The sequence below is a fragment of the Bradyrhizobium sp. S3.3.6 genome (assembly GCF_040546905.1).
In the GTDB taxonomy this organism is placed as follows: Bacteria; Pseudomonadota; Alphaproteobacteria; order Rhizobiales; family Xanthobacteraceae; genus Bradyrhizobium; species Bradyrhizobium cytisi.
On sequence record NZ_JBEPOT010000005.1, the window covers coordinates 414,057 to 426,960 of the forward strand.

General features: G+C 64.8%; 11 protein-coding genes. 10 read left to right on the forward strand and 1 reads right to left on the reverse strand.

Features of this window, described 5'->3' with window-relative positions:
- Positions 1-59: 59 nt before the first annotated feature.
- Positions 60-1,373: a sn-glycerol-3-phosphate ABC transporter substrate-binding protein UgpB gene (gene ugpB / locus ABID59_RS18370; protein WP_148751078.1), complete on the reverse strand. Its 1,314-nt coding sequence runs from the start codon at positions 1,371-1,373 to the stop codon at positions 60-62.
- A 216-nt stretch (positions 1,374-1,589) separates the two neighbouring features.
- Between ugpB and ABID59_RS18375 the strand changes: the two genes are divergently transcribed.
- The 10 genes from ABID59_RS18375 to ABID59_RS18420 all read left to right on the forward strand — a co-directional run bounded on the left by ABID59_RS18375 (position 1,590) and on the right by ABID59_RS18420 (position 12,623).
- Positions 1,590-2,585: a TRAP transporter substrate-binding protein gene (locus tag ABID59_RS18375; protein WP_148751018.1), complete on the forward strand. Its 996-nt coding sequence runs from the start codon at positions 1,590-1,592 to the stop codon at positions 2,583-2,585.
- Between the two features lie 62 nt (positions 2,586-2,647).
- The gene (locus ABID59_RS18380; protein WP_187434821.1) at positions 2,648-4,669 is read left to right on the forward strand and encodes a sensor histidine kinase; all 2,022 of its coding nucleotides are present in this window, start codon (positions 2,648-2,650) and stop codon (positions 4,667-4,669) included.
- A complete protein-coding gene (locus ABID59_RS18385; protein WP_148751019.1) occupies positions 4,639-6,384 on the forward strand; it encodes an ATP-binding response regulator in 1,746 nt (581 codons plus the stop codon). Before ABID59_RS18380 ends, ABID59_RS18385 begins: the two co-directional genes overlap by 31 nt.
- A 39-nt stretch (positions 6,385-6,423) precedes the next feature.
- Positions 6,424-7,161, forward strand: coding sequence for a response regulator (locus ABID59_RS18390; RefSeq protein WP_148751020.1), 738 nt, complete (start codon positions 6,424-6,426; stop codon positions 7,159-7,161).
- Between the two features lie 313 nt (positions 7,162-7,474).
- Positions 7,475-8,086 (forward strand): sigma-70 family RNA polymerase sigma factor, encoded by a 612-nt coding sequence (locus ABID59_RS18395; RefSeq protein ID WP_148751021.1) that lies wholly within the window; start codon positions 7,475-7,477, stop codon positions 8,084-8,086.
- A gap of 303 nt (positions 8,087-8,389) precedes the next feature.
- Positions 8,390-9,088 carry a cytochrome c biogenesis CcdA family protein gene (locus ABID59_RS18400; RefSeq protein WP_354084268.1) on the forward strand — a complete coding sequence of 233 codons (699 nt, stop codon included), beginning with the start codon at positions 8,390-8,392 and terminating at the stop codon, positions 9,086-9,088.
- Positions 9,089-9,119: 31 nt separating this feature from the next.
- Positions 9,120-9,686: a thioredoxin family protein gene (locus tag ABID59_RS18405; RefSeq protein WP_354084269.1), complete on the forward strand. Its 567-nt coding sequence runs from the start codon at positions 9,120-9,122 to the stop codon at positions 9,684-9,686.
- A gap of 79 nt (positions 9,687-9,765) precedes the next feature.
- On the forward strand, positions 9,766-10,740 hold the full coding sequence (locus ABID59_RS18410; protein WP_354084270.1) for a hypothetical protein: 975 nt from the start codon (positions 9,766-9,768) through the stop codon (positions 10,738-10,740).
- A 197-nt stretch (positions 10,741-10,937) separates the two neighbouring features.
- Positions 10,938-11,531 (forward strand): L,D-transpeptidase, encoded by a 594-nt coding sequence (locus tag ABID59_RS18415; RefSeq protein WP_354084271.1) that lies wholly within the window; start codon positions 10,938-10,940, stop codon positions 11,529-11,531.
- 54 nt (positions 11,532-11,585) lie between these two features.
- Positions 11,586-12,623, forward strand: a complete 1,038-nt coding sequence (locus ABID59_RS18420) for an amino acid ABC transporter substrate-binding protein (RefSeq protein WP_354084317.1) — start codon at positions 11,586-11,588, stop codon at positions 12,621-12,623.
- The last annotated feature ends 281 nt before the right edge of the window (positions 12,624-12,904 follow it).

A 12,904-nucleotide genomic window follows, 5' to 3' on the forward strand; every position in this document is an offset into this window, starting at 1 on the left:
GCCCGGCCATGACGACGTGGAGGGTCTCGCGCTCCAATCGGCAAGCTTCCATCCCGCCGCTACCTATCCGGGCTGGCGCGCTCGAACTGGCGCAGCAGCTTGTTGCCGCGCTCGACGGCGGCGTCCAGCGCGGCCTGCGCGCTCTTCTGGCCGGCGAAGGCGTGCTCAAGCTCCTCCTCGATCGTGCCGCGGATCAGGTTGAAGGAGCCGAGCCTTATGCCTTTCGAATTCTCGGTCGGCGGATGCAGCGTGATCTCCTCGAACGAGATCGCCGAGCCCGGATTGCGCTCGTAGAATCCTTGCGCGCGCGTCAGCTCGAAGGCGGCACGGGTGATCGGCAGGTAGCCGGTGTTCTGATGCCAGGCGGCCTGCACGCCGGGCTGCGACAGATAGGCGAAGAACCGCGCCACGCCCTTGTATTCGTCGCGCGGCCGGTCGCGCAGCACCCACAGCGTGGCGCCGCCGATGATGGAATTCTGCGGCGCGCCTTTCACGTCGGGCCAGTACGGCATCATGCCGTAGCCGATCTCGAACTTCGAATTCGCCTTGATGTCGGCGCGCGTCGCCGAGGAGCCGATGAAGATGCCGCATTCGCCGTTCTGGAAGCGCGGCTCGGCCGACTGGCCGCGGCCGCTATAGTCGAACAACTTTGTCTTCTGCCACTCGGCGAGCTGGGCGACGTGCTTGACCACGACCGGATTGTTGATGGTCAATTCCGCATCGAGACCGGCAAAACCGTTCGCGCGCGTGGCCAGCGGCAGATTGTGGAACGCCGAAAAATTCTCGACATGGATCCAGGACGGCCAGGACGTGGTGAAGCCGCAGACGGCGCCGCGATCGCGCAGCCGCTTTGCAGCGGCGCCGAGCTCGGGCCATGTCTTCGGCGGCGTCTCGGGATCGAGGCCGGCGTCGCGGAACATGGTCTTGTTGTAGTAGAGGATCGGTGTCGACGAGTTGAACGGGAACGACAGCAGATTGCCGGCGGCGTCGGTGTAATAACCGGAGACCGCCGGAAGATAGTCGTTGAGCGAGAACGGCTCGCCCATGTCGCGCATCATGCTGTACACCGGATAGATCGCGCCCTTGGCCGCGGTCATGGTTGCCGTTGCAACTTCGTTGACCTGGACGATCGCGGGCTGGCTGCGCGAGCGGAAGGCGAAGATCGCGGCCGTCACCGTCTCGGTGTAATTGCCCTTGTAAGCAGGCACAACGCGGTAGTCGGACTGCGAGGCGTTGAAATCGGAGGCGAGCTTTTCGAGCTGCTTGCCGAGCTCGCCCGACATGGCGTGCCACCACGCGATGTCGGTGGCGGCGCGCGCCTCGCAGCTCAAGGCGAGGGCCAAGGTGGCGGCGGCGACCTGCAAAAGGCGCATTGCTGAAGTCACGATGGCGCTTCCCGGATCAAGCGGCAAAAGGCGAGCGTACCCTGCTTAAGGCGCGGTACCTGCGGTTTCAACCAGGAATAAAGGCCGGTCGCGCCGCACAATCGCGCCGGGGGGAGCGGCGCGGGATGGCCTTCCCTCGACCATCTGCTAGATTGCATTGAACCTTTTGGTCCTGCCATAGACTCCATCTCCGAGGGGTTGAGTGTGCCAGTGCTGAACCGTGCCGAACTCTCGCGGGCCGGGGTGATCTTCGTCGCGCTTCTGCTCGCCATCTGCGCGACGGACGCTGCTGCGCGCGAATTCCGCGCCGCCGACACCCAGACCGAGGATTACCCGACCGTCCAGGCGCTGCGCTACATGGGCGCGCTGATCGCCGAGCGCACCGGCGGGCGGCACGAGATCAAGGTGTTTCACTCCCGCCAGCTCGGCGAGGAGAAGGAGACGATCGAGCAGACCCGCGCCGGCGCGATCGACCTCAACCGGACCAACGTGGCCCTGATCGGCAATTTCGTCCCGGCGATGAACGTGCTCGCCATGCCGTTCCTGTTCCGGTCCATCGAGCACATGCAGAAGGTGCTGGACGGGCCGATCGGCAATGAGATCTTGGGCAGCTTCGAGCCCTACGGCTTCGTCGGGCTAGCCTTCTACGATTCCGGGGCACGCTCGATCTACAATGCCGTCCGCCCGCTGAAGAGCATCGCCGATCTCAAGGGATTGCGGATCCGGGTGCAGCAGTCGGAGTTGATGAGCGAGATGATCCGCTCGCTCGGCGCCGAGCCGGTCGAATTGCCCTATGGGCAGGTGCTCACGGGGCTCGCAACCCATCTGATCGACGGCGCCGAAAACAACTGGCCATCCTTCGTGACGACAGACCATTACAAATATGCCGGCTACTATACCCTGACCGGGCACACGATGAGCCCGGAGGTGCTGGTGATCTCGCTCAAGGCCTGGCGCAGCCTGTCGGCCGACGACCAGACCATCTTCAGGGAGGCCGCGCAACGCTCCAGCCAGTTCATGCGCGAGAAGTGGCGCGACCTCGAGGAGCAGTCGCAGCGCAAGGCGGAGGCCGCCGGCATCATCGTGATCAAGGACATCGACCGCAAGCCGTTCGAGGACGCGATGGCGCCGATCTACGCCAAGGCCGCGCAGAATCCCGCCGCGGCCGCGCTGATCGAACGCATTCGCAAGGTGGAGTGACACGACTGGCCGCGCCCGGACATAGCGAGCTCGCAGAGCGGCCGTCCGGTCCGATCGGGCGGATGCGTGCGCGGCTCGTCGGCGCGCTGCGGGCGGTGCCGATCCGCTGGCGCATCCTATCGATCGCGGCGCTGAACTCCGCCGTCGTGATCGTGCTGGTGGCGATGATCTGGAACGGCGCGCAGGTGCTGGGCTCGGCCTGGGACGACGTCCGCCAGGTGCGCGAATCCGACCGGGTCCTGGCGCTGCTCGAAAGCGAGACCGGGCGCCTGCAGAACCTGATCCACCGCTACATCAACCAGCCGAGCCCGGACCTGTTCGCCGAGATCCTGCTGCTGCGCGAGGCCGTGCTCGGCACGCTGACCGACCGCGCCGCCAAGGATCCGATGCTGTCGGGCTCGGTCGAGGAGCTGGAGCGCACCACCGACCGCTTCCTCAACGGCTTTGGCGAGCTGCGCAGCGTGCAGGCGACCATCGCCAGGACCTACGAGGAGCAGGTGCAGGGCCCGGCCAAGGACATGGCGGGCCTCTACTCCATCATCGAGGGCGCCACCGGCCATCGCGACGCACTGATCTGGCCCTCGCTCGGCAAGTCGCGCGAGGCCTTCACGGCGATGCTGGTCGCGGCCAATTCGTACTATCTGTCGCTGTCGCCGGGTGCCGCCGACGATGCGCGCCGCAACACCGAGACGATCGAGAAGACCATTCCGGTCATGATCGATCTCGCCGACAACGATCTGCAGCGCATGGCGCTGCAGAAGCTCGGCGCCCGTACCACGGCGCTGCGCGAGGGTTTTGCAAAGCTGTCCGAGCAGCTCACGAGCCGCACCGAGCTGCTGCGCAACACGATCGACGCCAGCCAGGCCGAGGCGATCGGCGCCATCGACGACCTTTCGACAAAGATGCGCCGGCGCGAGCAGAAGGCGCAGGAGACGTTTGACCGCACGCTGGCGAACATCTCGCGGCGGGTGCTGTCGATCGCGGTGATCTTCCTCGGCATCATCCTTAGCGCCGGCGTCTTGATCGCGCTGTCGATCCGGTTGCCGCTGCAGCAGATCATGGCGTCGATGCGCGCGATCACACTCGGCGATCTCGGCCGCGAGGTGCAAGGCACGCGCGCGCGAGACGAGGTCGGCGCGATGGCGCGCGCGGTGGAGGTGTTCCGCGAGAATGCGATCGCCAAGCGCGAGACCGAGGACGAGCTGCGGGCATCGAAGGAAAAGGCGGAGAGCGCGCTGCTCGAGCTCAACGCCGCGCAGCAGAACCTGATCGACGCCGAGCGGCTCGCAGCGCTCGGCAGCCTCGTCGCCGGCGTCGCGCATGAGGTCAACAACCCCATCGGCATCAGCCTGACGGTGGCCTCGAGTTTTGCGAGGCGCAGCGAGATCTTCGAGGCCCAGCTCAGGGGCGACGGCGGCCTGCGCCGCTCGCAGCTGGAAGAATTCGTGCAGTCCTCGCGCGACGCCTCGCAGCAGCTGGTCGCCAACCTCACCCGCGCCGGCGAGCTGATCCAGTCGTTCAAGCAGGTCGCGGTCGACCGCTCCCATGCCGAGCGGCGTCAGTTCTCACTCAGCGAAGCCACCGACCAGATCATCGCGAGCCTTAGGCCCGTGCTGAAGCGCTCGCCGATCACGCTGCTGGTCGACGTGCCCGAGGGGCTGCTGCTCGACGGTTATCCCGGCTCCTATGGCCAGATCCTGACCAACCTGTTCCTCAACGCCGCCAACCACGCCTTCGCGGACGGGCGCGCTGGCACCATCACCATCTCGGCGCGGCCGCGCGCCACCGACGATATCGAGATCATCTTCGCCGATGACGGGGCCGGCATGACCCCCGACGTGCAGCGCCAAGCCTTTGACCCATTCTTTACCACCCGGCGCAATGAAGGTGGCACGGGACTCGGGCTTCATATCGTCTATAACCTCGTCACCCAGCAGCTGGGCGGGCGGATGATGCTGGAATCCAAGCTGGGACAAGGCACTACTTTTCGGATTATCATGCCGCGGATCGCCAAGGGCGGCGCGCAAGGCACAGAAAGTGACGGGACTTCGCAATGGCCGAACAGGACGATGTCCTCCACCTGATCGACGACACCGGCACCGCGTCGGAGGATATGGACGCCCGGAAATGGAAGATCGCCGTCATCGACGACGATCCGGCCGTGCATGACGGCACGCGTTTTGCTCTCTCGGACTACAGCTTGAACGGCCAGGGCCTCGAGATCCTCTCCGCCCATTCCGCGGCGGAAGGCCGCAAGCTGATGGCGGAGCACAACGACATCGCCGCGGTGCTGCTCGACGTCATCATGGAGACCGACGTCGCCGGCCTCGAGCTGGTCGAATATATCCGCAGCGAGCTCAAGAACGAGACCGTGCGCATCATCCTGCGCACCGGACAGCCCGGCCAGGCGCCGGAGCGGCGCGTGATCGTGCAGTACGACATCAACGACTACAAGGCCAAGACCGAGCTCACCGCCGACAAGCTGTTCACCTCGCTGACCGCGGCGCTGCGCTCCTACCAGCAGCTCGAGCGCATGGTGCAGACCAGGCGCGGGCTCGAGATCATCATCGATGCCGCCTCGACGCTGTACGACTTCAAGTCGATGCAGCGGCTCGCCGAGGGCGTGCTGACCCAGCTCGCCTCGTTGCTCAATGTCGACTGCGCCGGTATACTGGTCTTGCGCGACAATGGCGGCGTCGATCCCGAGCTCTCGGTGCTCGCCGGCAGCGGCTGCTACAGCCGCTTCATCGGCACCACGACGTCGAAGGCGCTCGACCCTGATTTGCGTGAGATGGTCGAGGCTGCGTTCCAGCGCCGCAAGAACGAATTCGCCGACCACCGCAGCGTGATTTATCTACGCACCGGATCTGGCCGCGAGGTCGTGGTGCTGCTGCAGGCCGAGCGTGACCTGTCCGAGACCGACCGCTCGCTGGTCGAGATCTTCTCCAGTCGGCTCTCGATCGCGTTCGACAACGTCATCCTCTATCAGCAGCTCCAGGACGCCAATACGCAGCTGGAAGACCGCGTCGCCCAGCGCACCCGCGCGCTGATGCAGGCCAACCGCCGGCTCTCGGCGCAATGGCTGCGGCTGCAACGCGCCAACGGCTTCAAGAACGAGATTCTGGGCACCGTCGCGCACGATCTGAAGAACCCGCTCGGCGTCATCCTCGGCCGCACCGAGATGCTGAAGGAGCTGATCTCGACCGGCGCGTCCGCGAGCGGCGTGGGCGCCCAGGTCGACCACATCCGCGATGCGACCAAGCGGCTGACCTCAATGGTCGATCACCTGATCTCGGATGCGATGGCGGATGCCTTCGACATCACCATCCGCCGCGAGCCGGTCGACGTCGCGGCACTGGTGAAGGAGGTCGCCGAGGCCAACCAGCCGCTCGCCGTCAACAAGCAGCAGGCCATCCACGTCACCGCGCCGGTCAACATCGTCACCATGTGCGACACCGACCGCATCCGCGAGGCGATCGACAATCTCATCAGCAACGCCATCAAATATTCGCCGATCGCCGGCAAGATCGCCGTCGCAGTCACCCATGAGGCCAACGACACCATCATCCGCGTCAGCGACGAGGGCGCCGGCCTGTCGCCGGAGGATCTCGGCCGCCTGTTCGGCCGGTTCCAGCGGCTATCGGCAAAACCGACCGCAGGTGAGAGCTCGACGGGGCTTGGGTTGTCCATCGTCAAGCGTATTATCGACATGCATGGCGGCGAGGTCACCGCCAACAGCGACGGCCCGGGCAAGGGCTCGACCTTCACCATCACCCTGCCTGCGACCGAGACACCGTGATTTGAGTACCGAGATTCTGAATACCGAGATCTGAGTGACATGACACAAAGCCAGCACATCATGATCGTCGACGACGAGGCCCCGGCCCGGGAGATGGTCGGCGATTACCTCAAGATGCACGGCTTCACCGTGACGCTGTGCGACGGCGGCAAGAGCTTGCGCACCGCGATCGACGGCAGCATGCCCGACCTCGTCGTGCTCGACCTCAACATGCCCGAGGAAGACGGCCTCTCGATCATCCGCGACCTCAAGAGCCGCATCAACGTGCCGGTCATCATGTTGACCGCAACCGCGAGCCCGATCGACCGCGTCGTCGGCCTCGAGCTCGGCGCCGACGATTACGTCGCAAAACCCTGCGAGCTGCGCGAGCTGATGGCACGCATCCGCTCGGTGCTGCGGCGGAGCACGCCGGCGAAAGCCGCTAGCGCCGGCGCGGCGCCCGCGAAATCGGACAAGGATCAATTGGTGCGCTTCGGCACCAAATGGCTCGACCTCGAAGCCCAGGCCCTGCGCGACGACGAAGGCAACGAGCATCCGCTGACCGCGTCCGAGTTCGGGCTGCTCAAGGTGTTCGCGGCCAACCCGAAGCGCGTGCTGTCGCGCGAGCGACTGCTGGAATTGGCCAATGCGCGCGACGCCGAAGCTTTCGACCGCGCCGTCGATCTCCGCATCATGCGCATCCGCCGCAAGATCGAGCCCGACCCGACAAAACCCGCCGTGATCCGCACCATCCGCGGCGGCGGCTATCTGTTCTCGCCCGCGGGCGAGAAGGCGTAGACACCACGCACCATCCACGGCGTCGTCCAGGATCTACACTTGTCCGGGACGACAGCGGTAGGTGTGGCGCCCGCAAACGCGAAGCTTCGAAACTCGTTCCTCCCAGTCCAACTCCGCGGTACCGTATTTTCCACACATTGAAATTCCACGCTTTTTTGCCCTGAATGTTTCGTCGCGATTGAACCGACGAAACAATTTGGCGGCGCACGAAACCATTTTCCGCTTTTCGTGCAGACGTCCCGAAACGTTGGCTCATTAACACTTTGGTCCAAGGAAACGCCGCTCGGTTGCGGCGCACCGGGGAGCCAAGTCAATGCCGAACGTCATCGCCATCAACGCCCAAGCCAGCCAGAGCATCATTGCCGCTCAGGCGACCTCGGACGACATGCTCCTCGAGAGCATTGCCGACGGCAACCGGACGTCCATGCACATCCTTTATTGCCGCCATAACGTGCGGGTTTACCGCTTCATCCTGCGCATCGTGCGCGACGCGACCACGGCGGAAGACCTGGTCAGCCAGGTGTTCCTGGACGTGTGGCGCACCGCCGGACAATTCCAGGGCCGCTCGCAGGTCTCGACCTGGCTGCTCTCGATCGCCCGCTTCAAGGCGCTGACCGCACTGCGCCAGCGCCGCTTCGAGGACATCGATCAGGAAGATGTGCGCCAGATCCCAGACAATTGCGACACGCCCGAGACCTCGCTCGACCGCAGCGACACCAGCGCCATCCTGCGCGCCTGCGTGCAAAAGCTGTCACCCGCGCATCGCGAGATCATCACCCTCGTCTACTACCATGAGAAGTCGGTGGAGGAGGTCGGGCAGATCATCGGCATCCCGCAGAGCACAGTGAAGACCCGGATGTTCTACGCCCGCAAGCAGCTCGCCGATCTGCTTAAGACTTGCGGCGTCGACCGTTTCGCCGCCTGATGTCAAGGATTTCAATGGGATAGGACCGGATTTCCGGCCCCGTCCCGGGACACGGAAGCGTTACCGCCGACGAAACAAATGAAACAAACCACAACATCAGGCGGAAAAACTTCGTCCCTATAAGGATCGCATACGGTTTCGTTAAACCTCCCAAGACCTCCAACGACCCGGACGGGATGCCCCCCTCCGGGTCGTTTTTATTTGGGGGCGCCGGGACATCGCTCCGTCACGAGCGCGTGACACCGCGTAACGATCCCGGCCTCCATCCCGAACTGCCCTCGTGACCTCCATCACGAGTGCCCCATGCTCGAGCTCCTCTTCGCCATCCTCGCCGGCATCCTCACCATTGCGGCCCCCTGCACGCTGCCGATGTTGCCGATCCTGCTCGGCGCCTCGATCGGGCGCTCCTCGCATCTGCGCCCCGCAATGATCGCGCTCGGCTTCGTCGTCTCCTTCTCCGCGGTCGCGCTGGTGCTCGGTGCGCTGACGCAGGCATTCGATTTCGATCCGAATGTGCTGCGCGAGGGGGCTTCGGTCCTGCTGCTCGGCTTCGGCCTGCTGATGCTGTGGCCGGCGCCGTTCGAATGGCTGTCGATCCGGCTCAATGGCTGGCTCGATCTTGGCGCTGGCGGCGGCGCGCAGCGCGAGGGCGCGCTCGGCGGCCTCGTGCTCGGGACAACGCTGGGCCTGGTCTGGACGCCCTGCGCCGGCCCCGTGCTCGGCTCGATCCTGACGCTGGTCGCGACCTCGAGGAATCTGGCCTGGGCCGGCACGCTGCTCATTGCCTACGCGATTGGCGCCGCGATCCCGATGCTGGCGATCGCCTACGGCGGACAGGCCGCGACCACGCGCGTGCGCAGCCTCGCGCGCATCTCGCCGCGGCTGCAGCAGGGCTTTGGCGTGGTCGTGATCGCCTTCGCGCTCGCCGCCTACTTCCAATACGACACGCTGATCGTGGCGTGGCTCACCGGCTTCTACCCCACCGGCCAGATCGGCCTGTGATCATCTCTCATCTTCACCGGAGGACGCTTCCATGACTTTCAAATTGCTCGCCGTCTCGGCCGCGCTGATCGGCTTCGCCGTCACCGGCGCCGTCATTCCCGGCATCTGCGGCGAGGCCACGCCCGCACCGCCGGTCAAGGTCGCGGCCGCCAGCCAGGCGGCGACCGCGCCCGACTTCGCCGGCATCAGCAACTGGTTCAACTCGAAGCCGCTCAGCATCGCCGATCTGCGCGGCAAGGTCGTGCTGGTCGACTTCTGGACCTATGGCTGCGTCAACTGCGTCAACACCCTGCCGCACGTCACCGACCTCTACGCCAAGTACAAAGACAAGGGCCTGGTCGTGGTCGGCGTGCACACACCCGAATTCCCGTTCGAGCGTTCGGCGTCCAACGTCCAGGCCGCGCTGAAGCGCCACGGCATCAATTATCCGGTGGCGCAGGACAATGATTCCAAGACCTGGAACGCCTACCGCAACCAATACTGGCCGGCGCAATATATCATCGACCAGAGCGGCAAGATCGTGTTCCAGCACGAAGGCGAAGGCCGCTATGACGAGATCGACCGCACCGTGGCCAAGCTGCTGAACGCCGATAGCTGATACCGCCGGCCGCGGCTTTGCTGCTTGACTTCACGGACCCGTCCGTGGAGTTTCGCGACCTCGACATCAGCCGCCCGCAATGGACGACGCGACCACCAGCAACGATATCCGCCTTCGCGAAGGCGCCTCGATCGCGCAGCGGCTGGTCGTGGCCGGCTCTGCGGCGGCCGTTGCGCTGTGTTTCACGCCAGGGCTGTTCACGCACGACATCCTCGAAGTGATCATCTCCGTGGTCGCGCTGCTGGCGGGCGCAGCGTTCGTCGGCACCGTGATGCTTACCCCGGCGGTGGTCTGGATCATCACGCCGGATGCGATCCTGATCGGACGGCAGCGACCGTTCGGGAAGCTCCAGACCAGGATCGTCACGAAAGACGACATCCTCGGATTACAGGTTCCCGGCAGCAAAACCGCAAAAGCCCGCTTCCAGCTGGCCTTCACGCTGGTCTCGGGCGAGCGCCTGACGTCCCCGCCCCTCTCCGATGTCACGCATGTGCGTGACACCGTGGCCCGGATCGCCGCGCAATTCGACGTTCCCGACGTCGAAGCCCCCGTCAATCCGCTTGATGCCAGCAATCCCGAGATGCGTCTTGGCGACCCCGTCGAGCCGTTTTCGCAGAGAGACATCCGGATCGCGGCCCTGATCGTCGTCGCGCTGAGTGGCGCACCTTACGCCTACCGGCTCTGGCGCGGCTTGCCGCCCAATCTGATCGACATCATGCCGCTGCCGCTCGGCGTGATCGCAGCGTTCGCGGTCTACAGATTTGCCAATCTCGTGACCGGCGCCTTCTGGATCATTCGTGCGGGCGATATCCGCGTCGAGCGCCTCTGGGGCAATGGCGAGATGCGCGCCGACCATATCGAAGGGCAGGACGTGAAAGCGATCACGATCGAGCGCCGCGGCCGGTCCGAGGACGAGCACTGCATCGTGGCGATCCGGTTGCAGTCCGGACGACGGTTTCGCAGCCCCCGCATCGGCTCGCGCAACGAGGCCCGCGCCGTCGGCGCCGAAATCGTCCGGCGGCTCGGGATTGGGCCAGCGGCCAGCCAGATCTAGGAGGCCTCAACCGACAGGCGAAACCGTGGCCACTGCTTTTCGCGCCATCCCCCGTTCATGGCATTGCCGGGCCTCGTCAAAAAACCAAAGCATTCTCGTGACATACCAGCTGGGCGCGCCTTGAACTTGCCACGAAGCTGCCCCTGAGTTCAGATGGTTCGTGACGATTTGCGCTGTGGCAGCGGGGAGAGCTTGAAATGACGGATTTTCGTCGCCTGACCGGGGCGCTTGTGGTTGCGATCGGCCTGATCCTGTCGGCGCCGCACGCCTTCGCCCAGCAGCCCGACCGCGGCGACGAGCCCGGCCTGGTCGCCGACGACAGCTACGAGCTCGATCCGGAATGGCAGAAGCAGGTCGTGTACTACCGCACGACGGAAGCGCCGGGCACCATCATCATCTCGACCATCGAGCGCCACCTCTATCTGGTGCAGCCCGGCGGGCGCGCGATCCGCTATGGCATCGGCGTCGGCCGCGACGGCTTTCAGTGGCAGGGGCTGGTGAACATCACCAACAAGAAGGAGTGGCCGGACTGGACGCCGCCGTCGGAGATGATCCAGCGCCAGCCCTATCTGCCGCGCTTCATGGCCGGCGGCCCCGGCAATCCGCTCGGCGCCCGCGCCATGTATCTGGGCACCACCGTCTACCGCATCCACGGCACCAACCGTCCCGATACGATCGGCACCAAGGTATCCTCGGGCTGCTTCCGTCTCGTCAACAATGACGTCGCCGACCTCTACGATCGCGTCCCTGTTGGCACCAAGGTGGTCATCCGGCAGAAGCCTGAGCTCTAAATATCCCGCCTCGTCCAGAATTCCTTTTCCCGATTAATTCGAGAGAGCAACATGATGCGCACATTTCGAGGCGGCCTGCTGATCGGGCTTGCGGTTGCCGTGCTGGTCGCCGCCTTGGCCATCACCTACGAATTCTACGACACCCGCACGCTGAAGCGCACCGTGCGCCGCGGCGAGGTGCTGTGCGGCGTCAACAAGGGCCTGCCGGGCTTCTCGATCCCCGACGACAAGGGCAACTGGACTGGTTTTGACGTCGATTTCTGCCGCGCAGTGGCGGCCGCGGTCTTCGACGATCCGGGCAAGGCCAGGTTCGTGCCGCTCGATGCCAGCGAGCGCTTCAAGGAATTGCAGAGCCGGAAAGTCGACATCCTCTCGCGCAACTCGACCTGGAGCATGTCGCGTGAGCTCGACTACGATCTCTATTTCCCTGCGGTCGCCTACTACGACGGCGAGGGTTTCATGGTGCCGCGCTCGCGCGGCAAGGAGACGTCGCTGGACCTCGCCGACAGCAAGGTCTGCGTGCAATCAGGCACCACCACGCTGCTCAACCTCGCCGACTATTTCCGTGCCAACAACATGAAGTACGAGCTGGTGAAGTTCGACAAGCTGGAAGACGTGGTGAAAGCCTACGACACCGGCAAGTGCGACACGCTGACCGCCGATGTCTCGCAGCTCTACGCGCTGCGGCTGAACATGGCCAAGCCCGGCGACCACATGATCCTGCCCGACATGATCTCCAAGGAGCCGCTCGCCCCCGTCGTGCGCCAGCGCGACGACGACTGGATGATGATCGTGAAGTGGACGCTCTACGCGATGATCAACGCGGAGGAGCTCGGCGTCACCTCGGAGAACATCGACGAGGCCTTGAAGTCGAAGAAGCCGGAAGTGATGCGGCTGGTCGGCACCGAGGGCAATTACGGCGAGCAGCTCGGCCTCACCAAGGACTGGGCCGTGCGCATCATCCGCCGCGTCGGCAATTACGGCGAGATGTATGAGCGCAACATCGGCGAGAAGTCGCAGCTGAAGATCCCGCGCGGCATGAACCAGCTGTGGAACGCGGGTGGCGTGCAGTACGCGCCGCCGATGCGGTAAGGCACTTCGTCATTGCGAGCGAAGCGAAGCAATCCAGACTATCACCGCGGAAAGATTCTGGATTGCTTCGTCGCACCAGCGCAAAATTGCTTCGCAATTTTGTCGCGGGCTCCTCGCAATGACGAGTTTGGGGCGGGCGCTTTCTCCTTGCTCAACTGTCATCGCCCGGCTTGACCGGGCGATCCAGTATTCCGAGACGATTGTGTTTCAATCGAGCGGCCACGGCGTACTGGCTCGCCCGGTCAAGCCGGGCGACGACACCGGAGAGTGAGGTACGAGGC